Below are 26,756 nucleotides of genomic sequence, written 5' to 3' on the forward strand. Positions count from 1 at the left end.
CCCGTTTTCGGCACTCGGCCTTCTCACAAGGAGCATCAGCAGACCATGAAGACGATCGACGAGCTCGTCGCCGAAGGGGTCACCGGGAAGCGGGTCTTCGTCCGGGCCGATCTCAACGTGCCGCTCAGCGAGGGCACCATCACCGACGACGGCCGCATCCGGGCCGCCGTCCCGACGATCACCAAGCTCGCGGCGGCCGGCGCCCGGGTGGTCGTCGCCTCCCACCTGGGCCGCCCCAAGGGCGAGCCCGACCCGCAGTACTCGCTCGCACCGGTCGCCGTCCGGCTGGGCGAACTGCTCGGCGAGACAGCGAAGGGCGGAGTCGCCTTCGCCACCGACACCGTGGGGGACAGCGCGAAGGCCGCCGTCGCCGGGCTCGGCGACGGCGGGGTCACGCTGCTGGAGAACCTCCGCTTCAACGTGGGCGAGACGGCCAAGGAGGACGAGCCGCGGGGCGCCTTCGCGGACCGGCTGGCCGAGCTGGCCGACCTGTACGTGGGCGACGGCTTCGGCGCGGTGCACCGCAGGCACGCCTCGGTGTTCGACCTGCCGGCCCGGCTCCCGCACGCCGCGGGCAGCCTCATCGCGGCCGAGGTCGAGGTGCTCAAGCGCCTGACCGAGGACGTGCGCCGCCCGTACGCGGTGGTGCTCGGCGGCGCCAAGGTCTCCGACAAGCTCGGGGTGATCGAGCACCTGATGGACAAGGCCGACCGCATCCTGATCGGCGGCGGCATGGTGTTCACCTTCCTCAAGGCCCAGGGCCACGAGGTGGGCGGCTCGCTCCTCCAGGAGGACCAGCTCGACGTGGTCCGCGGCTACCTGGAGCGCGCCGAGAAGCTGGGCGTGGAGTTCGTGCTCCCGGTGGACATCCTGGCCGGCTCCAGCTTCCCCGACTTGCGGACCAAGGCGCCCGCGGACCCGGAGACGGTGAGCGCGGAGGCCATTCCGTCCGGTCTGATGGGCCTGGACATCGGCCCGCGGACCGCCGAGCTCTACGCGGCGAGGCTGGCCGACGCCCGGACGGTGTTCTGGAACGGACCGATGGGCGTCTTCGAGCACCCGGACTACGCGGACGGCACCCGCGCCGTCGCCCAGGCGCTGCTGGAGAGCCCGGCCTTCACCGTGGTCGGCGGTGGCGACAGCGCGGCCGCCGTCCGGCTGCTCGGCTTCGACGAGACGGCGTTCGGCCACATCTCCACGGGCGGCGGTGCCAGCCTGGAGTACCTGGAGGGCAAGCGCCTTCCCGGGCTCGAAGCGTTGGAGGACGGGACGTCGTGAACGGCCCCGGCCCGGACCGCGTCCGGCCGGACGAGGACTTCGCTTCCGCGCGCGGCGCGGGAGTCCCAGAGCAGAGGAAGGCACGCGCATGAGCCGCACGCCGCTGATGGCGGGCAACTGGAAGATGAACCTCAACCACCTCGAGGCCATCGCTCACGTCCAGAAACTGGCCTTCGCCCTGACCGACAAGGACTACGAGGGGGTGGAGGTGGCGGTGCTGCCGCCGTTCACCGACCTCCGCTCGGTCCAGACTCTGGTCGACGGCGACAAACTCAAGATCAAGTACGGCGCACAGGACATCTCCGGCAAGGACTCCGGTGCCTACACCGGCGAGGTCTCCGGCGCGATGCTGGCGAAGCTGCACTGCAGCTACGCGGTGATCGGGCACTCGGAGCGCCGCCAGTACCACGGCGAGAACGAGGAGGTCTGCAACGCGAAGGTCAAGGCGGCCTACCGGCACGGCGTCACCCCGCTGCTGTGCGTCGGGGAGCCGCTCGACATCCGCAAGGCCGGCACCCAGGTCCCCCACACTCTGGCCCAACTGGACGGCGCCCTGGACGAGGTCACCGCCGAGCAGGCCGCGAGCATCGTCGTCGCCTACGAGCCGGTGTGGGCCATCGGTACCGGTGAGGTCGCCACCCCGGAGGACGCCCAGGAGGTCTGCGGTGCGATCCGCCGCCGGCTGGGTGAGCTGTACGGCGAGGAGACGGCCGAGAAGGTCCGGATTCAGTACGGCGGCTCGGTGAAGTCCGGCAATGTCGCCGCCATCATGTCGCAGCCCGACGTGGACGGCGCACTCGTGGGTGGTGCCGCGCTCGACGTTGACGAGTTCGTCAAGATCGTGCGCTTCCGCGACCAGTAGCAACTAGGCCGACGGGGTCCACCCGTCGTACCCTGATCGGGGCCGGGCGCACTGCCCGGCCCCGAATGATTCGTCCGACACGTCCTGTCTTCGAAGTCCGAGAGAGTTGGTCCAGCCGTGGAATTGGGTCTGTCGATCGCCCTGATCGCCTTCAGCCTGCTGCTGATGCTGCTGGTGTTGATGCACAAGGGAAAGGGCGGCGGCCTCTCCGACATGTTCGGCGGCGGTATGCAGTCCTCCGTCGGCGGCTCCTCGGTCGCCGAGCGGAATCTCGACCGCATCACCATCGTGGTCGCGCTGCTCTGGTTCGGTGTCGTCGTGGCGCTGGGCATCATGATGAAGGTGTCCTGATGCGTCCGGACGGCTGACAACGGGTCGGGCCCCCTGCCTATCATGAGGCTCGCGTCCGGGCCGGGCAACCGCCGCCGCCGGGCGTGCGTTGGGCTTCTGGCACACCAGGGCGACTTCGCAGCACCATGAGGCAGGGAGTGACAACCGTGGCAGGTGGCAACGCGATCCGGGGGAGCCGGGTCGGAGCGGGGCCGATGGGCGAGGCCGAGCGGGGCGAGTCCGCACCGCGCCTGCGCATCTCCTTCTGGTGCTCGAACGGGCACGAAACGCAGCCGAGCTTCGCCGGCGACGCCCAGGCCCCCGAGACCTGGGACTGCCCCCGGTGCGGGTTCCCCGCGGGCAAGGACCGCGAGAACCCGCCGGACCCGCCGCGGACCGAGCCGTACAAGACCCACCTCGCCTACGTCCGCGAGCGACGCAGCGACGCCGACGGCGAGGCGATCCTCGCCGAGGCGCTCGCCAAGCTCCGCGGCGAGATCTGACCGCCCGTCGGGCTGCTCGCGCGCGGGGGGCCGCCGTGGTGCAACGGCTTCGCGGAGCGGTTCGGGGGCGGGGACGGTCCGGACTCGAAACCCTCCGAGACGCTCATCCGAACAGGCGGGAGACGGCCCGGCAGGACGCGTGCGCAGGCGTCCCGCCGGGCCACTGCTGCGTTAGGTTGGGGACGGCGGGGCACGTACGACAGAATGGGCTGATTTCGCAGATGAACGCCAACGGCACGGGCGACCGCGTCAGGCCGGACCGGCTTCCGCAGTGGGCGGCACTGGCCGAGCACCGCGAGGACTTCGGGGACACCGGCCTGCGCGCACTGTTCACCTCGGACCCCGGGCGCGCGGAACGCTACCGGCTCGACGTCGGGGACCTGCACCTCGACTACGCCAAGCATCTCGTCACGGACGAGACCTGGCGGCTGCTGGTGGACCTCGCGGAGGCCGCGGACGTGGCCCCGCTGCGCGAGGCGATGTTCCGCGGCGAGCGGATCAACGTCACCGAGGACCGTGCGGTCCTGCACACCGCACTGCGCGCCCCGCGCGAGGCGGTGGTCGAGGTGGACGGCGAGAACGTCGTGCCCGCGGTGCACGCGGTGTTGGACGAGATGGCCGACTTCGCCCGGCGGGTGCGCTCCGGCGAGTGGACCGGGCACACCGGCCGCCGGATCGCCACGGTCGTCAACATCGGGATCGGCGGCTCCGACCTCGGCCCTGCGATGGCCTACGAGGTCCTGCGCCCGTACACCGACCGCTCGCTGGACTTCCGCTTCGTCTCCAACGTGGACGGCGCCGACCTGCACGAGGCGCTCCGCGACCTGGACCCGGCGACGACGCTGTTCGTCGTGGCCTCCAAGACCTTCACGACCATCGAGACCCTCACCAACGCCACCGCGGCCCGCAACTGGCTGCTCGACGGCCTGGACGCCGGACCGGAGGCGGTGGCGGCGCACTTCGTGGCGGTGTCCACGAACGCCGACGAGGTCGCGAGGTTCGGCATCGACACGGCCAACATGTTCGCCTTCTGGGACTGGGTCGGCGGGCGGTACTCCTTCGACTCCGCCATCGGCCTCTCCCTGATGACGGCCATCGGCCCCGAGCACTTCCACGAGATGCTCGGCGGGTTCCGGCTGATGGACGAGCACTTCCGCACGGCGCCGCCGGAGCGCAACGCGCCGCTGCTGCTGGGGCTCCTGGGCGTCTGGTACGGCGAGTTCTTCGACGCGCAGGCGCACGCCGTCCTCCCGTACTCGCACTACCTCGCCAGGTTCACGGCCTACCTCCAGCAACTGGACATGGAGTCGAACGGCAAGTCGGTGGACCGCGCCGGGGAGCCCGTCTCGTGGCAGACCGGTCCGGTCGTGTGGGGCACTCCCGGAACCAACGGCCAGCACGCCTACTACCAGCTGCTGCACCAGGGCACCAAACTGATCCCCGCAGACCTGATCGGTTTCGCCGAGCCGCTCGCGGAACTCGGACCGTTGCGCGACCAGCACGACCTGCTGATGGCCAACCTCTTCGCGCAGGGCCAGGCGCTGGCCTTCGGCAAGACCGCCGACGAGGTGCGGGCCGAGGGCGTCCCCGAGGAGCAGGTGCCGCACCGCACCTTCCGCGGCGACCGGCCGACGACGACCGTCCTGGCCTCAACCCTCACCCCCTCCGTCCTCGGGCAGCTCATCGCGCTCTACGAGCACAAGGTGTTCGTGCAGGGCGCGATCTGGGACATCGACTCGTTCGACCAGTGGGGCGTGGAGCTGGGCAAGGTGCTGGCGAAGCGGATCGAGCCCGCGCTGACCGAGGGCGCCGAGGTGGAGGGACTGGACGGCTCCACCCGCACCCTGGTGGACCGCTACCGGCGGCTGCGCGGACGCTGACCGAGGTGCGGGGCCGGCCGGACGCCGGGCCCCGCACCTCTGCCACGGACCCCTCGTGAACGCGCGCACAAGCGCCCGCTTACCATGGGACCGTGCCGAATCTGCTCGAAGCCGCGCGCAACCCGCTGGCGTACCTCTCCCGCCGCTGGACCCCGTCCCGGGACGTACTGCGCCGCGCCACCACGGCGGCCGTCGTGATGAGCGTGGTCATCGTGGTCACCGGGGGCGCGGTACGGCTCACCGGCTCCGGTCTCGGGTGCGACACCTGGCCGAAGTGCACCGACGACAGTCTCTTCGCGACCCGCGAGATGGGCTTGCACGGTGCCATCGAGTTCGGCAACCGCATGCTCACCTACGTGCTGAGCGCGGCGGTCGGCTGGGTCATCGTCGCGGTGCGCTGCGCGGAGCCGCGCCGCCGCGGGCTCTCCCGGCTGGCCTGGGCGCAGTTCTGGGTCGTGATGGGCAACGCGGTGCTCGGCGGCGTCACGGTGCGCACGGGGCTCAACCCCTACAGCGTCGCCGGGCACTTCCTGCTGGCCACGGCCCTGATCACGCTGACCGTGCTCACCTGGCAGCGGGTCAGGGAGGGCGCCGCGCCGCCGCGCCCCCTGGTGTCCGCCCGGATTCGGTGGTCGACCCGGGCCCTCACCGGCGTCGCGGCGGCCCTCGTGGTCGTCGGGACCCTGGTCACCGGCGCCGGGCCGCACGCCGGCGACGCCCGGGAGGTGCACCGGATCGACTGGGTCGGCTGGGAGACCATTACCCGGGTGCACGCGTCACTGGCCTGGGCCCTGGTCCTGTTGACCGCCGTGCTGTGGTTCCTGCTGCGTGCAGGGGACGCGCCGCCCGGCCCCCGTGCCCGCGCCCGCGAGCTCGCGGTGGTACTCGCCTCACAGGTCGTCGTCGGCTATGCGCAGTACCTCGCCGACATGCCGGAACTGCTCGTCGGGATCCATCTGCTGGGGTCCACGCTGGTGTGGATCGCGGTCGTGCGGGTGCTGCTCGCGATGCGCGCGCGAGACGACGCGCCCGCGGCGGCGCCGGGACCGGCCGCCGAGCGGCCGGCCGTCCCTGCGTAGCCCCGGTGCTGCTCGGGCCTCCGGGTACGGCCCCGTAGCGCCGTAGCGCCCGGCGGGGCGTTCCTGCTCAGCCGGGCAGCGCGTACAACCGCCGTGCGGTGCCGCCCGTCACGGGAGCGGCGATCCGGACCGCGTCCCGCCGGTGGCAGTGGCCCTCGTCGCTCCAGCGGGTCAGCAGCCGTTCCAACTCGGCAACGAACATCCGGGCAGCCGCCACGTACAGTTCGGGCAGCGCCCGCGCACCGCTGGAGAACAGCAGCTTGCCGAACGGGGCCTCGGTCAGGGTCTCCGCGGGACGAGGGCCGGCATCCGCGTAGACGTGCGGGAAGGGTGCCGCCAGCCGGGCCGCCGCACGGTGGTGGGGCGGGCGGGGCAGCAGGACGACCGGGGCGCCGAGCCCACGGGTGGCGTGCAGGAACCCGGCCAGCGGCGCCGGGTCCCCGCAGTGCAGCTGCACGGGGCGGCCGGTGGCCAGCGCGCTCCAGAGCAGGTGGTGGAGAACCGTCGGCTCGGGTGGCGCGTGCGGGCGGCGCAGCAAGCGGCCCACCGCGCGCAGCACCTCGGGCAGCTCCGGTGCCTCACCGCCGCTCCCGAAGCCGTCCGCGGCGACGAAGGCGACCGTCTTGCCGGCTGCGCTGTGCAGCGCCTCGGCGGTGTTGGCCAGGAACGCCCGGGCCGTGTCGGAGATGTCCGCGACCTGCCCGGCGAGCTGCCGCAGGCAGACCGCCTCGTACCCCCGTCCACCGGCCGCGTCGGCCAACTCGGCGGGGGTGGTGAGGCCGGGGTCCGCATTCCGGTCCACGATACGGCGCGCGGGTGGGGCGGTCGGGGTGTCGGGGCCGATCACGTAACTTCCGATGCCGCTGCCGCGCAGCAGCGCCCGGCCCGCGGCGAAGGCCCCCCGCTCCCGTCGACGGGCCAGGTACCGCACCGGACTGCTGTGCGGCTCCAGCCCGAGCAGTGGCGGGCACCAGCGCCGCACCGCCAGTCCGGGCCGGCTGTCGAAATGGCTGCTCCCCGGGGGCGCCCCGCCCCGCCGCGCGGTGGGCGGCGGCGAGGTGGGCCTCGAAGGCCCCCAGCCCCAGCTCGCTGTGGAGGACACCGCGGCTGTACTGGTCGACGAGGGGCTCCATGCCGGGACTAACGCGGCAGGCGCCGCTCAGGTGTTGCTCGGGCCTCCGAGCTGCATGCCCGCCATCCGGGACCACTCGTAGGGGCCGGTACGCACCCGGGCGGCGAGTTCGCCGTCGAAGGCCTCGTGGACGGCGACCCCGGCACGGGCGGTTGCCTCGTCGGCGAGTCGGCGGCTCTCCGCCACCAGGTCGCCCCACTGGCCGTCCGCGCCGACCAGCACGATGCGGAACCCGCGCTGGCCGAGGTACGAGATCTGCGCCTCCGCGCCGCCGCCGTGGCGCTCCGCGAAACCGGAGATCTGCTTGGCGAGCCTCGCCGTCCGGCGCCGGTGCCGCCGGTCGGTCGCCGGGCTGGGGTCGTCGCTGTGCGTCTCGTCTGCCATGCCACTGATGCTACCCGCGGGTAGCGCCGTGGGCGACGGGGACTGCCGTGGCCGGTGCCACGCCCCGCCGTCCAAGCCGGCGGGGCGCTGGGGCGGCGCCGCGGGAGCGTGCGCTCAGCGGAGGAACGGGTCCACGGCGACCGCGACGAACAGCAGCGAGACGTAGGTGATCGACCAGTGGAAGAGCCGCATCTCCTTGAGCTTCGCCCCGGTCGCCCCGGCCCTGGCGCGGGACTGCAGGGCGTGGGCCTCCCAGAGCCACCAGCCACCGGTGAGCGCGGCGACCGTGGGATAGAACCACCCGACGTAGCCCAGCGGCCAGAGGGTGAGTGAGACGCCGACCATCACCCAGCTGTAGAGCACGATCTGCCGGGCGACCGTCCGGTTGGACGCGATGGCCGGCAGCATCGGCACCCCGGCCCGCACGTAGTCCTCCCGCACCTTCATCGACAGCGGCCAGTAGTGCGGCGGAGTCCAGAAGAAGATGACCAGGAAGAGCACCAGTGCGGCCCAGCTCAGCTCGTTGGTGACCGAGGACCACCCGATCAGCACCGGCATGCAGCCCGCGATTCCGCCCCAGACGATGTTCTGCGAGGTGCGGCGCTTGAGCAGCATCGTGTAGACGACGACGTAGAAGAGCAGCGCACCCAGCGACAGGGCGGCGGAGAGCCAGTTCACCAGCAGTGCGAACCACGTGGTGGAGACCACCGCCAGAGCGAGGCCGAAGACCAGGCCCTCGCGCGGGGAGACGACCCCGGTCACCAGGGGGCGCTGCGAGGTGCGGGACATCAGGGCGTCGATGTCCCGGTCGATGTACATGTTGAGGGCGTTGGCCCCGCCCGCCGAGAGGTAGCCGCCGAAACAGGTGACCAGCACCAACCAGAGGTCCGGGACCCCTTGCGCGGCCAGGAACATCACCGGAATGGTGGTGATGAGCAGGGTCTCGATGATCCGGGGCTTCGTCAGGGAGACGAAGGCCTTGAGCCGTACACCGAACCGCGGCCTGCGGCCGGCTCCGGAATCGAGCATTCCCGCAGGACGGGATTCGACGGCCGTCACGAGCACCCCTGATCACAAGCGACTTCCGCGGCGAGCCGCGGGGGAACATGGCGAGCGCCGACGAGCGCCGGCCAAACCGCCGGACCCGGACTCGCTCCTACCACGCCACTTTAGACGCCCGCCATACCTCGGCCGCGCCGGGGGTCGTCCGTGTCGACCCGCCTCCCGCCCCGTCCTGCCGGGCGGGTTCGGCCGTCGGTCGTGGCGGGGGACGGGCCAGGCACGACAGGAGGCCGAAACGGAAACAGCCGGGTCCGTCTTCCGGCCGGCGTGCCTCAGGCCTGCCCGACTGGTGAGCGGCACACGTCCTCGGCAGGTCGTCAGGGGTAGGCTCGACAGCGCCCGGTGCGGCACAGGTCACCGGTTTCCGTCATGTGGAGAGGAGCCCTGAGACAGGGTGAGCAGCAAGCCGACCACCACAGATTCCGAGCCGACGTTCGAGTGGTCCGAGCTGGACCAGCGTGCCGTCGATATGGTGCGGGTCCTGGCCATGGATGCCGTCCAGAAGGTCGGCAACGGCCACCCCGGCACCGCCATGAGCCTGGCCCCGGCCGCGTACGTGCTCTTCCAGAAGCTGATGCGGCACGACCCGTCCGACGCCCAGTGGACCGGGCGGGACCGCTTCGTCCTCTCGGTGGGGCACAGCAGCCTCACCCTGTACATCCAGCTCTACCTGGCCGGCTACGGCCTGGAGCTGGACGACATCAAGTCCTTCCGCACCTGGGGCAGCCGGACGCCGGGCCACCCCGAGGTCGGGCACACGGTGGGAGTGGAGACCACCACCGGCCCGCTCGGCCAGGGCATCGCCAACGCGGTGGGCATGGCCATGGCCGCCCGCTACGAGCGCGGCCTGTTCGACCCGGAGGCCGCCCCCGGCGAATCCCCCTTCGACCACACCATCTGGGCCGTCGCCGGCGACGGCGACCTCCAGGAGGGCGTCTCCGCGGAGGCCTCCTCGCTCGCGGGCCACCAGAAGCTGGGCAACCTCGTGGTGCTGTGGGACGACAACCACATCTCCATCGAGGGCGACACCGAGACGGCCGTCTCGGAGGACACCGAGGCCCGCTTCGAGGCCTACGGCTGGCACGTGCAGCGCGTCGAGCAGACCGAGAGCGGCGACCTGGACCCGGAGGGCATGCGCCGCGCGCTGCTCGCGGCCCAGGCCGAGACGGAACGCCCGTCGCTGATCGCCGCCCGTTCGATCATCGCCTGGCCGGCGCCGAACGCGCAGAACACCGGGGCCGCGCACGGGTCCGCGCTCGGCGCGGAGGAGGTCGCCGCCACCAAGGAGCTGCTCGGCTTCGACCCGGAGCAGCACTTCCCCGTCGAGGAGGCCGTCCTCGCGCACACCCGTTCCGCGCTGGACCGCGGCCGGGAGGCGCGCGCCGAGTGGGACAAGAACCTGGCCGCCTGGCGCAGTGCCAACCCCGAGCGCGCCGCGGAGTTCGACCGGATCCGCGCCGGCAAGCTGCCCGACGGCTGGGAGGAGGCGCTGCCCGGCTTCGAGACCGGCAAGGACGTCGCCACCCGCAAGGCCTCGGGCGCGGTGCTGAAGGCCCTCGGGCCGATCATTCCCGAGCTCTGGGGCGGTTCCGCCGACCTCGCGGGCTCGAACAACACCAGCTTCGACACGTCCTCCTTCCTCCCGGTGGGCAACCCGCTCCCGGGCGCCGACCCGTACGGCCGGACGATCCACTTCGGCATCCGCGAGCACGCCATGGGCGCGACCATGAACGGCATCGCGCTGCACGGCAACACCCGCGTCTACGGCGGCACCTTCCTGGTGTTCTCCGACTACATGCGCCCCGCCGTGCGGCTGGCCGCCCTGATGAAGAGCCCGGTCACCTACGTCTGGACGCACGACTCCATCGGGCTGGGCGAGGACGGGCCCACCCACCAGCCGGTCGAGCACCTGTCCGCGCTGCGCGCCATCCCCGGTCTCAACGTCGTCCGGCCCGCGGACGCCAACGAGACGGCCGCGGCCTGGGGCGAGATCCTCAAGCGGCACGGCAGCAAGCCGGCTCCGCACGGACTCGCCCTGACCCGCCAGAACGTCCCCACCTACCCGGCGAACCCGGAAGCCGTCCGGGGCGGCTACGTCCTGTTCGAGGCCGAGGGCGGCGCCCCGCAGGTGGTGCTGATCGCCACCGGCTCCGAGGTGCAGCTCGCCGTCGCCGCGCGGGAGAGCCTCCAGGAGTCCGGCGTCCCGACCCGGGTCGTGTCGATGCCGTGCGTCGAGTGGTTCGAGGAGCAGGACCAGGCCTGGCGCGACGGGGTGCTGCCGCCCTCGGTCCGTGCCAGGGTCGCGGTGGAGGCCGGGATCGGGATGAGCTGGCACCGCTGGACCGGCGACGCCGGCCGGGTCGTGTCGCTGGAGCACTTCGGCGCGTCCGCCGACTACCAGACGCTGTACCGCGAGTTCGGCCTGACGAGCGAAGCGGTCGTCAGCGCCGCCAGGGAATCCCTCGAAGCCGCCAACCGCTGACGCAGAAGAACGCCAAGCCCGACAAGCAGGAGTTGTTTTTCCCATGACAGACGCACTCAAGCGCCTCTCCGACGAAGGCGTGGCGATCTGGCTGGACGACCTGTCGCGCCAGCGCATCACCTCCGGCAACCTGGCCGAGCTGCTGGACCAGAGCAACGTCGTCGGTGTCACGACCAACCCGTCGATCTTCCAGAAGGCCATCTCCGCCGGCGAGGGCTACGAGCAGCAGCTCGCTGACCTCGCGGTCCGCGGGGTCAGCGTCGAGGAGGCGCTGCGGATGGTCACCACGGCGGACGTCCGCGACGCCGCCGACATCCTGCGGCCGCTGTACGAGGCGACCGGCGGCCGGGACGGCCGGGTCTCCATCGAGGTGGACCCGCGCCTGGCCCACCGCACCGCGCCGACCGTCGCCGAGGCCAAGCAGCTCGCCTGGCTGGTGGACCGCCCGAACACGCTGATCAAGATCCCGGCCAGCGAGGCGGGTCTGCCGGCCATCACCGAGGTGATCGCCACCGGCATCAGCGTCAACGTCACCCTGATCTTCTCGCTGGAGCGCTACCGCGCGGTGATGGACGCCTACCTCACCGGTCTGGAGAAGGCCGACGCCAAGGGCCTGGACATCTCCCGAATCCACTCGGTCGCGTCCTTCTTCGTCTCCCGGGTGGACGCCGAGATCGACCCGCGGCTCGACGCGGTGGGCACCGACGAGGCCAAGGCGCTCAAGGGCAGGGCCGCCGTCGCCAACGCCCGGCTCGCCTACCAGGCCTACGAGGAGGTCATCGCCTCGGACCGCTGGAAGGCCCTGGAGAACAAGGGCGCCAACGGACAGCGTCCGCTGTGGGCCTCCACCGGTGTGAAGGACCCGTCCTACCCGGACACCCTCTACGTCACCGAGCTCGTCGCCCCCGGCACCGTCAACACCATGCCGGAGGCCACCCTGGAGGCGACCGCGGACCACGGCGAGATCACCGGCAACACCGTCCGCGGCACCTACGCGCAGGCCCGCGCCGACCTCGACGCGATCGAGAAGCTCGGGATCGCGTACGACGACGTGGTGCGCACCCTGGAGGTCGAGGGCGTCGACAAGTTCGAGTCCTCCTGGACGGACCTGCTCGCCTCCACCGAGGCCGAGCTCAAGCGGGTCTCCCCGAAGGAGGCGTAGGCGACGTTGAGCACCGACGCGGCCAACCCGCTGCGTGACGTACAGGACCGACGGCTCCCGCGCATCGCGGGGCCGTCGGGCCTGGTGATCTTCGGGGTCACCGGCGACCTGTCACGCAAGAAGCTGATGCCCGCCGTCTACGACCTGGCGAACCGCGGGCTGCTCCCGCCGGGCTTCTCGCTCGTCGGGTTCGCCCGCCGGGACTGGGAGCACGAGGACTTCGCCCAGGTGGTCCGGGATGCGGTCAAGGAGCACGCGCGGACCCCCTTCCGGGAGGAGGTCTGGGAGCAGCTCGCCGAGGGGATGCGCTTCGTCCCCGGTGTCTTCGACGACGACGAGGCGTTCCGCACCCTCAAGTCCACCATCGAGGAGCTCGACAAGGCCCGGGGCACGGGCGGCAACTTCGCCTTCTACCTCTCGGTGCCCCCGAAGTTCTTCCCCACGGTCGTCCAGCAGCTCAAGAAGCACGGGCTCTCCGACGCTCCGGAGAACTCGTGGCGCCGGGCCGTGGTGGAGAAGCCCTTCGGACACGACCTGAAGAGCGCCCAGGAACTCAACCAGGTGGTGCACGGGGTCTTCCGGGCCAGTGAGGTCTTCCGGATCGACCACTACCTGGGCAAGGAGACGGTCCAGAACATCCTGGCCCTGCGCTTCGCCAACACCATGTTCGAGCCGTTGTGGAACCGCAGCTACGTCGACCACGTGCAGATCACCATGGCCGAGGACATCGGCATCGGCGGCCGGGCCGGGTACTACGACGGCATCGGCTCGGCGCGGGACGTCATCCAGAACCACCTGCTGCAACTGCTGGCCCTGACGGCCATGGAGGAGCCCTCCTCCTTCGACGCCAAGGCGCTGGTCACCGAGAAGCTCAAGGTGCTCAACGCCGTGCGCCTCCCCGAGGACCTCGGGAAGCACACCGTGCGCGGCCAGTACGCGGCCGGCTGGCAGGGCGGCGAGAAGGTGCCCGGCTACCTGGACGAGGACGGCATCGACGCCAAGTCCAGGACGGACACCTACGCCGCGATCAAGCTGGAGATCGACAACCGCAGATGGGCGGGCGTGCCGTTCTACCTGCGGACCGGCAAGCGGCTCGGCCGCCGGGTGACGGAGATCGCGATCGTCTTCCAGCGCGCCCCCTACTCGCCCTTCGACACCACCGACACCCAGGAGCTCGGGCAGAACGCCCTGGTCATCCGGGTGCAGCCGGACGAGGGGATCACCATCAGGTTCGGCTCCAAGGTGCCGGGGACCTCGATGGAGATCCGGGACGTGACGATGGACTTCGCCTACGGCGAGTCCTTCACCGAGTCCAGTCCGGAGGCGTACGAACGGCTGATCCTGGACGTGCTGCTCGGCGACGCGAACCTCTTCCCGCGGCACCAGGAGGTGGAGCGCTCCTGGGAGATCCTCGACCCCGTCGAGGAGTACTGGGACGGCCACGGCAGGCCCGAGCCCTACACCGCCGGGACCTGGGGCCCCCGGGCGGCGGACGAGATGCTCGCACGCGACGGCAGGAGTTGGCGCCGGCCATGAACATCGATCTCACCGACACCACGTCCAGTCAGGTGAACGCGGCCCTGGTGAAGGCACGCAGGGCCGCCGGCTTCCCGGCCGTCGGCATGGTGCTGACACTGGTCATCGTCACCGACGAGGGCAACCACTACGACGCACTCCGGGCGGCCAACGACGCCTCCAGGGAGCACCCCTCGCGCATCCTGGTGGTGGTCCGACGCCCCGGCCGTTCGCCGCGGGACCGGGCCAGGGCCCAACTGGACGCCGAGGTCCGGATCGGCGGTGAGACCGGTACGGGTGAGACGGTGCTGCTGCGGCTGCACGGCGAACTGGCCGGCCACGCCTACAGCGTCGTGCTCCCCCTGCTGCTGCCGGACGCTCCGGTGGTCGTCTGGTGGCCGGAGGACACCCCGAACAATCCGGCCGGCGACCTGCTGGGCACCCTCGCGCAGCGCCGGATCACCGACGCGGCGGCGACCGAGGACCCGGTCGGCGCCCTCGCGGAGCGCGCCCGCACCTACGCCCCCGGGGACACCGACCTCGCGTGGACCCGGGTCACCCCCTGGCGCAGCGTGCTCGCCGCGGCGCTGGACCAGCGGCACAGCCGGGTCACGGCGGCCGTCGTCGAGGGCGAGGAGCACAACCCCAGCGTCGAACTGCTCGCGCTCTGGCTCTCGGGACGGCTGGGCGTCCCGGTGGAGCGGAAGGTGACGCCGGGGCCCGGCATCACCGCTGTCCGGCTTGCCACCGGGGACGGCGAGATCTGCCTGGACCGGCCGGACGGTCGGCTGGCAAAGCTGGCCGTGCCGGGCCAGCCCGACCGGCAGGTCGCTCTGAACCGCCGGTCCACCGCGGAACTCCTCGCGGAGGAGCTGCGCCGCCTCGACCCGGACGAGACGTACCAGCAGGCGCTCTGCCACCGGCTGGACGCGTCGGTGCCGAAGGCGGCCGCCGGCGCCGAACCGGCGCCCTCCGGCGGACGGGCGGCCGGCAGGGCCGCACCGGCCGCCGCGCAGGGCGGGCCCACCGGGAAGGCGCCGGCCCGATGACGGCGGTGCCGCAGGTCGTCGTCCACCCGGACTCGGCGGAGATGGCGAGGGCCACCGCGGCCCGGCTGGTCACGGCGGTGGTCGAGGCGCAGGCCGAGCGCGGCGAGGCCTCGGTGGTACTGACCGGAGGCCGGAACGGGAACGGCCTGCTGGCCGCCCTCGCCGAGTCCCCGGCCCGCAGCTCCGTCGACTGGGCGCGGCTCGACCTGTGGTGGGGGGACGAGCGCTTCCTCCCCGGCGGCGATCCGGAACGCAATCACACCCAGGCCCGGGAAGCCCTGCTGGACGCGGTCCCGCTCGGCCCGGCCCGGGTGCACGCGATGCCCGCCTCGGACGGGGAGTACGGCGACGACCCGGAGGCGGCTGCCGCCGGTTACGCCGCCGAGCTCGCCGCCGCGGCCCCGCAGGGCCACGGGCTGCTGCCCCGGTTCGACGTGCTGCTGCTCGGGGTCGGCCCGGACACGCACGTGGCCTCGCTGTTCCCCGGGCACGCCGGGGCGCGGGAGCGGGAGCAGACGGTGGTCGCCGTACGCGGTGCGCCCAAACCCCCGCCAGTCCGCGTCTCCCTCACCCTGCCCGCGATCCGCACGGCCCGCGAGGTGTGGCTGCTGGCGGCGGGGGAGGACAAGGCGGATGCCGCGGCGCTCGCCCTCTCCGGGGCCGGTGAGGGCCGGGCACCGGCGGCCGGGGCGTACGGCACGGCGCGCACCCTGTGGCTGCTCGACCGGGCCGCTGCGGGCAAGCTCCCGCCGGAGCTGCGCTCCCCGCGCTCCTGACGCGCTCGGCGCCCGGTGGCCGGTGGCCGGGCGCCGTCCGGGGCCCGCGTCCCGGCGGGACGTCCCGCCGGGACGCCCGTGCCGCGGGCCCTCCCCCGTGAAGCCGGGGTCACTCCCACTTGAAGAAGCGGGCCGCGACGGCGAGGGCGGCCACCGCCCAGAGCAGCAGCACCACCAGGTTGCCCCACGGCATCCCCGCGCCGTGCTGGAGGACGTCCCGCAGCCCCTCGGACAGCGCGGAGACCGGCAGCAGTTCCAGTGGCCCCCGCAGCGCGTCCGGGAACTTCTCCAGCGGCACCACGACCCCGCCGCCGATCAGCAGCAGGATGAACACCAGGTTGGCCGCCGCGAGCGTCGCCTCCGCCCGGAGGGTCCCCGCCATCAGCAGGCCCAGCCCGGCGAACGCGGCAGTCCCGGCGACCAGCAGCACCGCGGCGCCTACCGCGCTCCCCTGCGGGGACCAGCCGAGTGCCAGGGCCACCGTGGTGAGCAGCGCGACCTGGAGCACCTCGATCACCAGCACCGAGCAGGCCTTCGCGGTGAGCAGGCCCCAGCGGGGGAGCGGTGAGCCGCCGAGCCGCTTGAGCACGCCGTAGCGCCGTTCGAAGCCGGTGGAGATGGCCAGGCCGGTGAAGGCGGTGGACAGCGCGGCGAGGGCCAGGACGCCGGGTGCGAGGAAGCCGATCCGGTCGCCGCTGCCGGTGTCCACCAGATCGACCGTCCCGAAGAGCACCAGCAGCAGGGTCGGGATGACGACGGTGAGCAGCAGTTGCTCCCCGTGCCGCAGCAGCATCCTCGTCTCCAGGGCGGTCTGTGCGGTGATCATCCGCCAGTGCGGGGCGGCCCCGGGACGGGGCGCGAAGGCCCCGGTGCTCTCGGCGTTCACCCGCGCAACTCCTTACCGGTCAGTTCCAGGAAGACGTCCTCCAGGGTGTGGCGCTCGACGGTGAGCCGTTCCGGCATCACTCCGTTCTGCGCGCACCAGGCGGTGACGGTGGCCAGCAGCTGCGGGCCCACCGTGCCGGTCAGCCGGTAGCTGCCTGGCGTCAGTTCGACGGCGGCGGCGTCGGGCGGCAGTGCCTTGAGGAGCGAGGCCAGGTCCAGTGCGGGGCGCCCGCTGAAGCGCAGGGTGTTCTCCGCGCCGCCCCGGCACAGGTCCTCGGGGCTGCCTCGGGCGATCACCCGTCCGGCGTCGATGACGGCCACGTCGTCGGCCAGTTCCTCGGCCTCCTCCATGTGGTGGGTGGTGAGCACGGCGCCGACGCCGTCGGCGCGCAACTCGCCGAGGAGTTCCCACACGGCGCGCCGGGCCTGCGGGTCCAGACCGGCCGTCGGCTCGTCCAGGAAGACCAGCTCCGGGCGGCCGACCAGCGCCATGGCCAGCGCCAGCCGCTGCTGCTGGCCGCCGGAGAGCCGGCGGTACGGGGTCCGGCCGCATCCGCCCAGCCCGAGGCGCTCGATCAGGGCCCCGGTGTCCAGCGGGTGCGCGTGCAGCCGGGCCATGTGCCGCAGCATCTCCTCCGCCCGGACGCCCGGATAGACGCCGCCGCTCTGGAGCATGACGCCGATCCGCGGGCGCAGCTCGGCGGCCCGGGAGGCCGGGTCCAGTCCGAGGACGCGGACGGTGCCGGCGTCGGGGCGGCGGTAGCCCTCGCAGATCTCCACGGTGGTGGTCTTCCCGGCCCCGTTCGGCCCGAGCACCGCGGTGATCCCGCCGCGTCGCACCGTGAGGTCGAGCCCGTCCACCGCGGTCTTGGCTCCGTACCGTTTCACCAGCCCTGCGGCCTCCAGGGCCACCGTGTCGCGCATACCGGCGAGTCTAGGGTTCGGGCCGGCTCCCCAGTGCCGGGGGGCGCGCCCGGCCGAGGGCCCCGCACGGGGTTCCGTGTCCGTTCAGGGGCGGCGCACGCGCCGGCCACCGGGAGTGAGGTAAGCCTTGCCTTACGTGATGTATGCCATTCGTGCAGCTCAGGGCATGGCTTGCCGCTGCTCGTCGAATTACGCAACAATGGTGTTGTGAAATACACGGGCACTGCTCAGCGGACGCAGGCGGCCTCGCCGGCCGTCGGCGGAGCCGGTGCGCCCGCCGCCGACGAGCAGCACGGCACCCGCAACCGGGTCGCCCGCTCCATCCTCGACCACGGCCCGTCCACGGCGGCCGACCTCGCCCAGCGACTGGGCCTCACCCAGGCGGCCGTCCGGCGGCACCTGGACGCCCTCGCCGCCGAGGGCATCGTCGAGGCGCGCGCCAAGCGGGTCTACGGTGCCCGCGGCAGAGGCCGCCCGGCGAAGGTCTTCGCCCTCACCGACTGCGGTCGCGACGCCTTCGACCAGGCCTACGACCAGCTCGCCACCGACGCCATGCGGTGGATCGCCGAAGCCGCCGGCGGTGGTGCCGCGGGCGAGGCGGCGGTAGTCGCCTTCGCGCGGGCCAGGGTCGCCGCGCAGACCGTCGGCTACCAGGAGCGGCTTGCGGGGGTGCCCCCCGAGGAGCGCTCCCGGCTGCTGGCCGAAGCCCTCACCGAGGACGGGTACGCTGCCACTGCGCGCAGCGCGCCCGGTTCCGCCGGCGAGCAGTTGTGCCAGCACCACTGCCCGGTCGCGCACGCAGCCGAGCAGTTCCCGCAGCTCTGCGAGGCGGAGACCGAGGTCTTCTCCCGCCTGCTGGGAACGCACGTGCAGCGGCTGGCGACCATCGCGCACGGCGACGGGGTCTGCACCACCTTCATTCCGCGCGGCGCCGGGCACGCCGCCCCCGAGACCACCGATCCGCTCACCACAGCATCTGCAAGCACAGCCGGGAGGAACCCCGCATGACACTCCCCACGGAGACCGCCCACCCCGAGCTCGACGGCCTCGGCAAGTACGAGTACGGCTGGGCCGACTCGGACACGGCAGGCGCCGCGGCCAAGCGCGGCCTCTCGGACGAGGTCGTGCGTGACATCTCCGACAAGAAGTCCGAGCCGGAGTGGATGCTCAAGCTCCGCCGCAAGGGCCTGAAGCTCTTCGAGAAGAAGCCGATGCCGAACTGGGGCTCCGACCTCTCGGGCATCGACTTCGACAACATCAAGTACTTCGTGCGGTCCACCGAGAAGCAGGCCCAGAGCTGGGAGGACCTGCCGGAGGACATCAAGAACACCTACGACCGGCTCGGCATCCCCGAGGCCGAGAAGCAGCGGCTGGTCGCCGGTGTCGCGGCCCAGTACGAGTCCGAGGTCGTCTACCACCAGATCCGCGAGGACCTGGAGGAGCAGGGCGTCCTCTTCCTGGACACCGACACCGCGCTGCGCGAGCACCCGGAGCTGTTCCAGGAGTACTTCGGCACGGTCATCCCGGTCGGCGACAACAAGTTCGCCGCGCTCAACACCGCGGTGTGGTCGGGCGGCTCGTTCATCTACGTCCCGCCGGGCGTGCACGTCGACATCCCGCTGCAGGCCTACTTCCGCATCAACACCGAGAACATGGGCCAGTTCGAGCGGACCCTGATCATCGTCGACGAGAACGCCTACGTGCACTACGTCGAGGGCTGCACCGCGCCGATCTACGACTCGGACTCCCTGCACTCCGCGGTGGTCGAGATCATCGTGAAGAAGGGCGGCCGCTGCCGCTACACGACCATCCAGAACTGGTCGAACAACGTCTACAACCTGGTCACCAAGCGCGCCGTCGCCTACGAGGGCGCGACCATGGAGTGGGTGGACGGCAACCTCGGCTCCAAGGTGACCATGAAGTACCCGGCCGTCTACCTGATGGGCGAGCACGCCAAGGGCGAGACCCTCTCGGTCGCCTTCGCGGGCGAGGGCCAGCACCAGGACGCCGGCGCCAAGATGGTCCACATGGCCCCGAACACCTCCTCCAACATCGTCTCCAAGTCGGTGGCCCGGGGCGGTGGGCGCACCTCCTACCGCGGCCTCATCGAGATCGGCGAGGGCGCGGCCGGCTCCAAGTCCAACGTGCTGTGCGACGCGCTGCTGGTGGACACCATCTCGCGCTCGGACACCTACCCCTACGTCGACGTCCGGGAGGACGACGTCTCGATGGGGCACGAGGCGACCGTCTCCAAGGTCAGTGACGACCAGCTCTTCTACCTGATGAGCCGGGGTCTGGCCGAGGACGAGGCGATGGCGATGATCGTGCGCGGGTTCGTCGAGCCGATCGCCAAGGAGCTGCCGATGGAGTACGCGCTGGAGCTGAACCGGCTGATCGAGCTGCAGATGGAGGGCGCTGTCGGCTGACCCCGGCGGCACCCCGGTGCGCCCGGCTCACGGCTCCGCGCACCGGGCCCTCCCCGCACTTCCGCTGTGATCGACGACCTAGGAAAGAGAGCACGACGACAGCCATGGCTGAGGCTCAGAACATTCCGGCGGGCTCCACCGCCTCCGGACCGATCGCGGTGGCCGCGGAGTCCACCGTCGCCACCAGGATGAGCGCACCGCCGTCCTTCGACGTAGCGGACTTCCCGGTTCCGCACGGCCGCGAGGAGGAGTGGCGCTTCACCCCCCTGGAGCGGCTGAAGGGCCTCCACGACGGCACCGCCGTCGCCGACGGCACCCTCAAGTCGGAGATCAGCGCGCCGGACGCGGTGACGGTCGAGACGGTCGGTCGTGACGACGCACGCGTCGGCCGGGCCGGCAAGCCCGTCGACCGGGTCGCCGCGCAGGCCTTCAGCGCCTTCGAGAAGGCCACCGTGGTGTCCGTGCCCAGGGAGGCGGTGCTGGCGGAGCCGATCAGGCTCTCCCTGCACGGCGAGGGCGGCGTCACCTACGGGCACACCGTCTTCGACGTGGGCGCCTTCGCCGAGGCGGTCGTCGTGGTCGACCACACCGGCGATGCGATCCGCTCGGCCAACGTCGAGTGCGTGCTCGGTGACGGCGCCAAGCTGACCGTCGTCTTCGTCCAGGACTGGGACGACGACGCGGTGCACTGCTCGCAGCACAACGTGCTGGTCGGCCGGGACGCCTCCTTCAAGTCCGTGGTGGTCACCTTCGGCGGGGACCTCGTCCGGCTCCAGCCGCGGGTCAACTATGCCGGCCCGGGCGGTGAGGCGGAGCTCTACGGTCTGTACTTCACCGACAGCGGCCAGCACCAGGAGCACCGGCTCATGGTCGACCACGACAGCGCGCACTGCCGGAGCAACGTCGCCTACAAGGGCGCGCTCCAGGGCGACGACGCGCACGCCGTGTGGATCGGCGACGTCCTCATCCGCAAGGCGGCAGAGGGCACCGACACCTACGAACTCAACCGCAACCTGGTGCTCACCGACGGCGCCCGGGTGGACTCGGTCCCCAACCTGGAGATCGAGACCGGCGAGATCGTCGGTGCCGGCCACGCCTCGGCGACCGGCCGGTTCGACGACGAGCAGCTTTTCTACCTGATGTCCCGCGGTGTCCCGGCGGAGGAGGCGCGGCGCCTCGTGGTGCGCGGCTTCTTCGGCGAACTCGTCCAGCAGATCGGCCTGCCGGACGTCCAGGAGCGTCTGATCGCCAGGATCGACGCCGAGCTGGAGGCGTCGGTGGCATGAGCGCGTTCGTGAAGGCGGCACGCCTGTCGGAACTGGAGGACGCCGCCCCGAAACGGGTGGAGGTCGACGGCATCCCCGTCTCGCTGGTCCGTACCGGGGACGAGGTGTTCGCGATCAACGACATCTGTTCGCACGCCAACGTCTCGCTCTCCGAGGGCGAGGTGGAGGGCTGCTCCATCGAGTGCTGGCTGCACGGCTCCAGCTTCGACCTGCGGACCGGTCAGCCCTCCGGACTGCCCGCCACCAGGCCCGTGCCCGTATATCCCGTAAAGATCGAAGGAGACGGCCCCGACGCGGCCGTGCTCGTCTCCGTCACCCAGGAGTCCTGAAGCCCCATGGCAACGCTTGAGATCCACGACCTGCATGTCACCGTCGCGGCCGAGAACGGCCCCGAGGAGATCCTGCGGGGTGTCGACCTGACCGTGAAGCAGGGTGAGACGCACGCCATCATGGGCCCGAACGGCTCCGGCAAGTCCACCCTGGCCTACTCGCTGGCCGGCCACCCCAAGTACACCGTCACCGGCGGCACCGTCACCCTCGACGGCGAGGACGTCCTGGAGATGTCCGTCGACGAGCGTGCCCGTGCCGGCCTCTTCCTCGCCATGCAGTACCCGGTCGAGGTCCCCGGTGTCTCGGTCTCCAACTTCCTCCGCACCGCCGCCACCGCGACCCGGGGCGAGGCGCCCAAGCTGCGCACCTGGGTCAAGGAGGTCAAGGAGGCCATGCAGCGCCTCTCGATCGACCCGGTCTTCGCCGAGCGGAACGTCAACGAGGGCTTCTCCGGCGGTGAGAAGAAGCGTCACGAGATCCTCCAGCTGGAGCTGCTCCGCCCGAAGGTCGCGGTGCTCGACGAGACCGACTCCGGACTGGACGTCGACGCGCTCCGCGTGGTCTCCGAAGGTGTCAACCGGGTGCGCGAGTCAGGCGAGGTCGGCACCCTGCTGATCACCCACTACACCCGCATCCTGCGGTACATCAAGCCCGACCACGTGCACGTCTTCGCGAAGGGCCGCATCGTGGAGTCCGGCGGCCCCGAGCTGGCCGACAAGCTCGAGGACGAGGGCTACGAGCAGTACGTCAAGGCCGGCGCGACCGGTGAGTGACGTCCCCGCAGCCGCCGCCGGGCCGGTTTCGGCCCCGGTGGCGTCCGTCCGGCCGGGCAGCACCGTGGCGGTGCTGCCCGGCGGGCCCGGGCCGCGCCGCTGCGCGGGCGACGAGACGAACGGAGGAGGGGGAGCGTGACTCAGCTTCCGGGCCTGCTCGACACCGAGGCGATCCGCAAGGACTTCCCGATCCTGGACCGCGTGGTCCACGACGGGCAGCGCATCGTGTACCTGGACAACGCGGCGACCTCGCAGAAGCCGCGCCAGGTCCTCGACGCGCTGAACGACTACTACGAGCGGCACAACGCGAACGTCCACCGCGGCGTGCACGTACTGGCCGAGGAGGCCACGGCGCTGTACGAGGGCGCCCGCGACAAGGTCGCCGCCTTCGTCAACGCGCCGAGCCGCGACGAGGTGATCTTCACCAAGAACGCCTCGGAGTCGCTCAACCTGGTGGCCAACATGCTCGGCTGGGCGGACGAGCCCTACCGGGTGGACGCCGAGACCGAGATCGTCATCACGGAGATGGAGCACCACTCCAACATCGTGCCGTGGCAGCTGCTCTCGCAGCGCACCGGAGCGAAGCTGCGGTGGTTCGGGCTGACCGACGAGGGCCGGCTCGACCTCTCCCGGATGGACGAGATCATCACCGAGCGGACCAAGGTGGTCTCGTTCACCCTGGTCTCGAACATCATGGGCACCGTCAACCCGGTGGAGGAGATCATCCGCCGGGCCCAGGAGGTCGGTGCGCTGGTCGTCATCGACGCCTCCCAGGCGGCGCCGCACATGGTGCTGGACGTACAGGCCCTCCAGGCCGACTTCGTGGCCTTCACCGGTCACAAGATGTGCGGTCCGACCGGCATCGGGGTCCTGTGGGGGCGCCAGGAACTGCTGGAGGACCTGCCGCCCTTCCTCGGCGGTGGCGAGATGATCGAGACGGTCTCGATGCACTCGTCCACCTACGCCCCGGCTCCGCACAAGTTCGAGGCGGGAACCCCGCCGATCGCGCAGGCGGTGGGCCTGGGTGCCGCGGTGGACTACCTCGGCGCCATCGGCATGGACCGCATCGCCGCGCACGAGCACGCCCTGGTCGACTACGCGGTGCGCCGGCTCCGGGAAGTGCCGGACCTGCGGATCATCGGGCCGACCACGGCCGAGGACCGCGGGGCGGCGATCTCCTTCGTGCTGGGCGACATCCATCCGCACGACGTCGGCCAGGTGCTGGACGAGCAGGGCATCGCGGTACGGGTCGGACACCACTGCGCCCGCCCGGTCTGCCTGCGGTACGGAATTCCTGCGACCACGCGAGCGTCGTTCTATCTGTACTCCACGCCGGCCGAGGTGGACGCCCTGGTCGACGGCTTGGAGCACGTACGGAACTTCTTCGGATGAGGGCGGTCTGACCCGTGAAGCTGGACTCGATGTACCAGGAAGTGATCCTGGACCACTACAAGCACCCGCACGGGCGCGGGCTGCGCGACGGCGATGCCGAGGTGCACCACGTCAACCCCACGTGCGGTGACGAGATCACGCTGCGGGTGCGCTACGAGGGCGACACCGTCGCCGACGTCAGCTACGAGGGGCAGGGCTGCTCGATCAGCCAGGCCAGTGCCTCGGTGCTGAACGAACTGCTGGTCGGCAAGCAGTTGACCGACGCCCGGCGGGTCCAGGAGAGCTTCCTCGAACTGATGCAGTCCAAGGGGCAGCTCAGTCCGGACGAGGCCATGGAGGAGGTGCTGGAGGACGCGGTCGCGTTCGCCGGCGTCTCCAAGTACCCGGCCCGGGTGAAGTGTGCTCTGCTGAGCTGGATGGCATGGAAGGAAGCCACCGCCCAGGCGCTGGGCGAGACCGCGCTGAAGGAGAAGACGCCATGACGGACATCACCACCAAGCCGGCGAGCGAGGAAGAGGTCCGCGAGGCCCTCTACGACGTGGTCGACCCGGAGCTGGGCATCGACGTCGTGAACCTCGGTCTGATCTACGGCGTTCACGTCGACGAGGCCAACGTCGCCACTCTGGACATGACCCTGACCTCGGCGGCCTGTCCGCTGACCGACGTCATCGAGGACCAGGCGAAGTCGGCGACCGAGGGCATCGTCAACGAACTGAAGATCAACTGGGTCTGGATGCCGCCGTGGGGTCCGGACAAGATCACCGACGACGGGCGCGAGCAGCTTCGCGCACTCGGCTTCAACGTCTGACGGGCGTCCGGGGCCGTGAGCCCCGGTTTCGCCCCGTTCTCCCGATGGCTCTCCGGTGGCCGCCCCGGGGTCGCGGTCCTCGTCCTGGTGGACAGACCGTGACCTGAGGCGGCCACCGCGCGTTGTGCCGGGCATGAAGAAGCGCAGCATGGCCGCCATCGCCTCTCTCGCCGCCGGCGTGGTGGCGTCGCTCGTCGCCCCCGCCCCGGGCGGCGACGTCGACAAGCAGACCGACTCGGGCCGTACGCCCGTCTCCCTCCCGGATCTCGCGGAGATCGCCGGCGAGGTGGTCGGGCCGGACAAGGTGTCCGGCAAGGTCACCGACCAGGTGACGGACGTGGTCGCCGACCAGGTCGCCAACAAGGGCACCGGTCTGGGCGCCTGACCCCGCCCGCCCGGCCTCTCCCGACGGGCCCGCGCCGGACCGCCCACCCTCTCGGCCCCCGACCATGTGTACAAGCGTACATCCACATGTACACTTGTACACATGGTCTACTTCACGTTGTCCGGTGCCATCCTCGCCGAGGTGCTGGCCACCACCGCGATGAAGTACAGCGACGGATTCAGCAGGCTCTGGCCCTCGCTCGGCACCGCGGTCGGCTACCTGATCGCCTTCGTGCTCCTGTCGCAGACGCTCAAGACCATGTCGGTGGGCACCGCCTACGCGATCTGGTCCGGTGCCGGTACCGCGGCCGTGGCGCTCATCGGCATGGTGTTCATCGGCGAGGCGGTGACCGCCGCCAGGATCGCGGGGCTCCTGCTGATCATCGCGGGAGTCACCGTACTCAACCTCGGCGGAGCGCACTGATGGCACGCCGCTACGACCCCGACCGGCGCCAGCGGATCATCGACGCCGCGATCAGGGTGGTCGGCGACCGGGGCATCGACCGGCTCAGCCACCGTGCCGTCGCGGCCGAGGCGGACGTGCCGCTCGGCTCCACCACCTACCACTTCGCGGGCCTGGACGAACTTTTGTGCGCCGCCCTCGAACAGGCCAACGACAGTTGGCTGGCGGAATGGGACGCCTGGGAGCGGGCGCTGCCGCCCGGAGCCCCCTTCGCCGGGGAACTCGCGGCCATGCTGGAGGAGAGCCTGGCCGGCGACCGGTCGCGGATCACGCTGGAGTACGAGCTCTACTTCGCCGCCCTCCGGCACCCGGGGGTGCGCCCGCTGGCGGCGGGCTTCCTCGACCGCTTCACCGCCCTGCTGCGCCGTCGCACCCCGGACGACGCCACGGCCAGGGCACTGGCCGGGCTGCTGGACGGCCTCACCATCCAGTTGCTGCTCAGCGCCCGTCCCTACCGCCGGGAGGAGATCGCCGCCATGCTCGCCCGGGTCGTGGAGTGACGCCGCCACGTTCGCGTCCGCGGCGGGGTCCTGGCGGCCGTGTCCCGCCGGCCGGGACCGGTTCGCCCGGGGCCCGGCCCGCCGGATAGGTTGCCGCCATGACCGACGCAGCTATCTCCCGCACCACCGGCGCCGTCGCGGCCGGGCTCGCCACCGTCACGGCCGACGGGACCGTCCTGGACACCTGGTTCCCCGCTCCGGCCCTGGCCGAGCAGCCGGGCCCGGCCGGCACCGAGTCCCTCGCCCCCGAGCGGGCCGCCGAACTCCTCGGTGCCTCCGCGCCCAAGACGCTGGGCACCGACCCGCTGCGCGGCGTCGAGACCGTCGCCGTCCGCACGGTCGTCGCCTCGCTGGCGGACCAGCCTCTCGACGCGTACGACGCCTACCTCCGCCTGCACCTGCTCAGCCACCGGCTGGTCCGCCCGCACGGCCAGAATCTGGACGGGCTCTTCGGGCTGCTGACCAACGTCGCCTGGACGAACCTCGGCCCGGTGCCGGTGGAGCGTCTCGAAGAGGTGCGACTGGCCGTCCGCGCCGCAGGACAGCGGCTCTCCGTCACAAGCGTCGACAAGTTCCCGCGGATGACCGACTACGTCGCCCCGGGGGGCGTGCGGATCGGCGACGCCGACCGGGTGCGGCTCGGGGCCCACCTGGCCGAGGGCTCCACCGTGATGCACGAGGGGTTCGTGAACTTCAACGCGGGCACCCTGGGCACCTCCATGGTGGAGGGCCGGATCAGCGCCGGCGTGGTGGTCGGGGACGGGTCCGACATCGGCGGCGGCTCCTCGATCATGGGCACTCTCTCCGGGGGCGGTAAGGAGCGGATCTCCCTCGGCGAGCGCTGCCTGCTGGGCGCCGAGGCAGGTATCGGCATCTCGCTCGGCGACGACTGCATCGTGGAGGCCGGGCTGTACGTCACGGCCGGCACCCGCGTCACCCTGCCGGACGGCAAGGTGGTCAAGGCGGCCGAGCTCTCCGGTGCGAACAACCTGCTGTTCCGCCGCCACTCCACCACCGGCACCGTCGAGGCGCTGCCTCGCTCCGGCTCCTGGGGTGGACTCAACGAGGCTCTGCACAGCAACAACTGACCT

Annotated in this window: 28 protein-coding genes; 23 read left to right on the forward strand and 5 right to left on the reverse strand. The window is 71.7% G+C overall.

Annotated features, from left to right (window positions below):
• Positions 1–45 precede the first annotated feature (45 nt).
• The 6 genes from H300_RS0101540 to H300_RS0101565 all read left to right on the forward strand — a co-directional run bounded on the left by H300_RS0101540 (position 46) and on the right by H300_RS0101565 (position 5,932).
• On the forward strand, positions 46–1,278 hold the full coding sequence (locus H300_RS0101540; RefSeq protein WP_028425992.1) for a phosphoglycerate kinase: 1,233 nt from the start codon (positions 46–48) through the stop codon (positions 1,276–1,278).
• Between the two features lie 88 nt (positions 1,279–1,366).
• Positions 1,367–2,140 carry a triose-phosphate isomerase gene (tpiA, locus tag H300_RS0101545; protein WP_028425993.1) on the forward strand — a complete coding sequence of 258 codons (774 nt, stop codon included), beginning with the start codon at positions 1,367–1,369 and terminating at the stop codon, positions 2,138–2,140.
• Between the two features lie 123 nt (positions 2,141–2,263).
• Positions 2,264–2,491 carry a preprotein translocase subunit SecG gene (gene secG, locus H300_RS0101550; RefSeq protein WP_028425994.1) on the forward strand — a complete coding sequence of 76 codons (228 nt, stop codon included), beginning with the start codon at positions 2,264–2,266 and terminating at the stop codon, positions 2,489–2,491.
• A 146-nt stretch (positions 2,492–2,637) separates the two neighbouring features.
• Positions 2,638–2,973, forward strand: a complete 336-nt coding sequence (locus tag H300_RS0101555; RefSeq protein WP_078515630.1) for an RNA polymerase-binding protein RbpA — start codon at positions 2,638–2,640, stop codon at positions 2,971–2,973.
• A 221-nt stretch (positions 2,974–3,194) separates the two neighbouring features.
• Positions 3,195–4,853 (forward strand): glucose-6-phosphate isomerase, encoded by a 1,659-nt coding sequence (pgi, locus tag H300_RS0101560; protein ID WP_028425996.1) that lies wholly within the window; start codon positions 3,195–3,197, stop codon positions 4,851–4,853.
• 92 nt (positions 4,854–4,945) lie between these two features.
• Positions 4,946–5,932 carry a COX15/CtaA family protein gene (locus H300_RS0101565; RefSeq protein WP_028425997.1) on the forward strand — a complete coding sequence of 329 codons (987 nt, stop codon included), beginning with the start codon at positions 4,946–4,948 and terminating at the stop codon, positions 5,930–5,932.
• Between the two features lie 67 nt (positions 5,933–5,999).
• Here the strand turns inward: H300_RS0101565 and H300_RS24485 are convergent, their stop codons facing one another.
• The 3 genes from H300_RS24485 to H300_RS0101580 form a co-directional block, all read right to left on the reverse strand.
• Complete coding sequence (locus H300_RS24485) at positions 6,000–7,034, reverse strand: amidohydrolase (RefSeq protein WP_486583447.1); 1,035 nt, start codon at positions 7,032–7,034, stop codon at positions 6,000–6,002.
• 57 nt (positions 7,035–7,091) lie between these two features.
• Complete coding sequence (locus H300_RS0101575; protein WP_028425998.1) at positions 7,092–7,448, reverse strand: hypothetical protein; 357 nt, start codon at positions 7,446–7,448, stop codon at positions 7,092–7,094.
• Between the two features lie 114 nt (positions 7,449–7,562).
• Positions 7,563–8,507, reverse strand: coding sequence for a heme o synthase (locus H300_RS0101580; RefSeq protein WP_028425999.1), 945 nt, complete (start codon positions 8,505–8,507; stop codon positions 7,563–7,565).
• 397 nt (positions 8,508–8,904) lie between these two features.
• Here H300_RS0101580 and tkt point away from each other — a divergent pair, with 397 nt between their 5' ends.
• Genes tkt through pgl form a run of 5 tightly spaced genes read left to right on the forward strand, consistent with a single transcriptional unit; the run spans position 8,905 to position 15,494 of the window.
• The gene (tkt, locus tag H300_RS0101585; protein WP_028426000.1) at positions 8,905–10,992 is read left to right on the forward strand and encodes a transketolase; all 2,088 of its coding nucleotides are present in this window, start codon (positions 8,905–8,907) and stop codon (positions 10,990–10,992) included.
• Positions 10,993–11,035: 43 nt separating this feature from the next.
• Positions 11,036–12,154 carry a transaldolase gene (tal, locus tag H300_RS0101590; protein ID WP_028426001.1) on the forward strand — a complete coding sequence of 373 codons (1,119 nt, stop codon included), beginning with the start codon at positions 11,036–11,038 and terminating at the stop codon, positions 12,152–12,154.
• A gap of 6 nt (positions 12,155–12,160) precedes the next feature.
• Positions 12,161–13,690 (forward strand): glucose-6-phosphate dehydrogenase, encoded by a 1,530-nt coding sequence (gene zwf, locus H300_RS0101595; RefSeq protein ID WP_028426002.1) that lies wholly within the window; start codon positions 12,161–12,163, stop codon positions 13,688–13,690.
• Positions 13,687–14,718, forward strand: coding sequence for a glucose-6-phosphate dehydrogenase assembly protein OpcA (gene opcA, locus H300_RS24490; protein ID WP_037978800.1), 1,032 nt, complete (start codon positions 13,687–13,689; stop codon positions 14,716–14,718). The genes zwf and opcA overlap by 4 nt, the downstream gene beginning before the upstream one ends.
• Complete coding sequence (pgl, locus tag H300_RS0101605) at positions 14,715–15,494, forward strand: 6-phosphogluconolactonase (protein ID WP_028426003.1); 780 nt, start codon at positions 14,715–14,717, stop codon at positions 15,492–15,494. The genes opcA and pgl overlap by 4 nt, the downstream gene beginning before the upstream one ends.
• 109 nt (positions 15,495–15,603) lie before the next feature.
• On the opposite strand, the gene H300_RS0101610 is transcribed toward pgl, so the two are convergent.
• Complete coding sequence (locus H300_RS0101610; RefSeq protein WP_051269333.1) at positions 15,604–16,320, reverse strand: ABC transporter permease; 717 nt, start codon at positions 16,318–16,320, stop codon at positions 15,604–15,606.
• Between the two features lie 56 nt (positions 16,321–16,376).
• Positions 16,377–17,303 carry an ABC transporter ATP-binding protein gene (locus H300_RS0101615; protein ID WP_028426005.1) on the reverse strand — a complete coding sequence of 309 codons (927 nt, stop codon included), beginning with the start codon at positions 17,301–17,303 and terminating at the stop codon, positions 16,377–16,379.
• 207 nt (positions 17,304–17,510) lie between these two features.
• On the opposite strand from H300_RS0101615, the gene H300_RS0101620 reads away from it, so the two are divergent.
• The 12 genes from H300_RS0101620 (at position 17,511) to dapD (ending at position 26,753) form a co-directional block, all read left to right on the forward strand.
• Positions 17,511–18,311, forward strand: a complete 801-nt coding sequence (locus H300_RS0101620; protein WP_028426006.1) for an ArsR family transcriptional regulator — start codon at positions 17,511–17,513, stop codon at positions 18,309–18,311.
• Positions 18,308–19,729 carry a Fe-S cluster assembly protein SufB gene (sufB, locus tag H300_RS0101625; protein WP_028426007.1) on the forward strand — a complete coding sequence of 474 codons (1,422 nt, stop codon included), beginning with the start codon at positions 18,308–18,310 and terminating at the stop codon, positions 19,727–19,729. Before H300_RS0101620 ends, sufB begins: the two co-directional genes overlap by 4 nt.
• A gap of 104 nt (positions 19,730–19,833) precedes the next feature.
• The gene (sufD, locus tag H300_RS0101630) at positions 19,834–21,015 is read left to right on the forward strand and encodes a Fe-S cluster assembly protein SufD (protein ID WP_028426008.1); all 1,182 of its coding nucleotides are present in this window, start codon (positions 19,834–19,836) and stop codon (positions 21,013–21,015) included.
• Positions 21,012–21,344: a non-heme iron oxygenase ferredoxin subunit gene (locus H300_RS0101635; RefSeq protein ID WP_028426009.1), complete on the forward strand. Its 333-nt coding sequence runs from the start codon at positions 21,012–21,014 to the stop codon at positions 21,342–21,344. Before sufD ends, H300_RS0101635 begins: the two co-directional genes overlap by 4 nt.
• A 6-nt stretch (positions 21,345–21,350) precedes the next feature.
• Entirely contained in the window at positions 21,351–22,118 is a 768-nt protein-coding gene (sufC, locus tag H300_RS0101640) for a Fe-S cluster assembly ATPase SufC (protein WP_028426010.1), read from the forward strand.
• Positions 22,119–22,253: 135 nt separating this feature from the next.
• Entirely contained in the window at positions 22,254–23,510 is a 1,257-nt protein-coding gene (locus H300_RS0101645; protein ID WP_028426011.1) for a cysteine desulfurase, read from the forward strand.
• A gap of 14 nt (positions 23,511–23,524) precedes the next feature.
• Positions 23,525–23,992 (forward strand): Fe-S cluster assembly sulfur transfer protein SufU, encoded by a 468-nt coding sequence (gene sufU, locus H300_RS0101650; protein WP_028426012.1) that lies wholly within the window; start codon positions 23,525–23,527, stop codon positions 23,990–23,992.
• Positions 23,989–24,318 (forward strand): metal-sulfur cluster assembly factor, encoded by a 330-nt coding sequence (locus H300_RS0101655; RefSeq protein ID WP_028426013.1) that lies wholly within the window; start codon positions 23,989–23,991, stop codon positions 24,316–24,318. Before sufU ends, H300_RS0101655 begins: the two co-directional genes overlap by 4 nt.
• Before the next feature lie 133 nt (positions 24,319–24,451).
• Positions 24,452–24,703 (forward strand): hypothetical protein, encoded by a 252-nt coding sequence (locus tag H300_RS0101660; protein ID WP_028426014.1) that lies wholly within the window; start codon positions 24,452–24,454, stop codon positions 24,701–24,703.
• A 102-nt stretch (positions 24,704–24,805) separates the two neighbouring features.
• A complete protein-coding gene (locus H300_RS0101665) occupies positions 24,806–25,126 on the forward strand; it encodes a DMT family transporter (RefSeq protein ID WP_028426015.1) in 321 nt (106 codons plus the stop codon).
• Positions 25,126–25,665, forward strand: a complete 540-nt coding sequence (locus H300_RS0101670) for a TetR family transcriptional regulator (protein ID WP_028426016.1) — start codon at positions 25,126–25,128, stop codon at positions 25,663–25,665. Before H300_RS0101665 ends, H300_RS0101670 begins: the two co-directional genes overlap by 1 nt.
• A 98-nt stretch (positions 25,666–25,763) precedes the next feature.
• Positions 25,764–26,753 (forward strand): 2,3,4,5-tetrahydropyridine-2,6-dicarboxylate N-succinyltransferase, encoded by a 990-nt coding sequence (dapD, locus tag H300_RS0101675; RefSeq protein ID WP_028426017.1) that lies wholly within the window; start codon positions 25,764–25,766, stop codon positions 26,751–26,753.
• Positions 26,754–26,756: the final 3 nt, after the last annotated feature.

The sequence above is a fragment of the Streptomyces sp. TAA040 genome (assembly GCF_000424845.1).

What these genes read in the sequence shown, in the direction of transcription:
- H300_RS0101660 (WP_028426014.1), top strand. Translation starts at nt 24,452, where the DNA reads ATGAAGAAGCGCAGCATGGCCGCCATCGCCTCTCTCGCCGCCGGCGTG.
- opcA (WP_037978800.1), top strand. Translation starts at nt 13,687, where the DNA reads ATGAACATCGATCTCACCGACACCACGTCCAGTCAGGTGAACGCGGCC.
- H300_RS0101635 (WP_028426009.1), top strand. Translation starts at nt 21,012, where the DNA reads ATGAGCGCGTTCGTGAAGGCGGCACGCCTGTCGGAACTGGAGGACGCC.
- H300_RS0101665 (WP_028426015.1), top strand. Translation starts at nt 24,806, where the DNA reads ATGGTCTACTTCACGTTGTCCGGTGCCATCCTCGCCGAGGTGCTGGCC.
- sufB (WP_028426007.1), top strand. Translation starts at nt 18,308, where the DNA reads ATGACACTCCCCACGGAGACCGCCCACCCCGAGCTCGACGGCCTCGGC.
- pgl (WP_028426003.1), top strand. Translation starts at nt 14,715, where the DNA reads ATGACGGCGGTGCCGCAGGTCGTCGTCCACCCGGACTCGGCGGAGATG.
- H300_RS0101655 (WP_028426013.1), top strand. Translation starts at nt 23,989, where the DNA reads ATGACGGACATCACCACCAAGCCGGCGAGCGAGGAAGAGGTCCGCGAG.
- dapD (WP_028426017.1), top strand. Translation starts at nt 25,764, where the DNA reads ATGACCGACGCAGCTATCTCCCGCACCACCGGCGCCGTCGCGGCCGGG.
- H300_RS0101615 (WP_028426005.1), bottom strand. Translation starts at nt 17,303, where the DNA reads ATGCGCGACACGGTGGCCCTGGAGGCCGCAGGGCTGGTGAAACGGTAC.
- H300_RS0101575 (WP_028425998.1), bottom strand. Translation starts at nt 7,448, where the DNA reads ATGGCAGACGAGACGCACAGCGACGACCCCAGCCCGGCGACCGACCGG.
- tpiA (WP_028425993.1), top strand. Translation starts at nt 1,367, where the DNA reads ATGAGCCGCACGCCGCTGATGGCGGGCAACTGGAAGATGAACCTCAAC.
- sufD (WP_028426008.1), top strand. Translation starts at nt 19,834, where the DNA reads ATGGCTGAGGCTCAGAACATTCCGGCGGGCTCCACCGCCTCCGGACCG.
- sufC (WP_028426010.1), top strand. Translation starts at nt 21,351, where the DNA reads ATGGCAACGCTTGAGATCCACGACCTGCATGTCACCGTCGCGGCCGAG.
- H300_RS0101540 (WP_028425992.1), top strand. Translation starts at nt 46, where the DNA reads ATGAAGACGATCGACGAGCTCGTCGCCGAAGGGGTCACCGGGAAGCGG.
- H300_RS0101610 (WP_051269333.1), bottom strand. Translation starts at nt 16,320, where the DNA reads ATGATCACCGCACAGACCGCCCTGGAGACGAGGATGCTGCTGCGGCAC.
- H300_RS0101670 (WP_028426016.1), top strand. Translation starts at nt 25,126, where the DNA reads ATGGCACGCCGCTACGACCCCGACCGGCGCCAGCGGATCATCGACGCC.
- pgi (WP_028425996.1), top strand. Translation starts at nt 3,195, where the DNA reads ATGAACGCCAACGGCACGGGCGACCGCGTCAGGCCGGACCGGCTTCCG.
- tal (WP_028426001.1), top strand. Translation starts at nt 11,036, where the DNA reads ATGACAGACGCACTCAAGCGCCTCTCCGACGAAGGCGTGGCGATCTGG.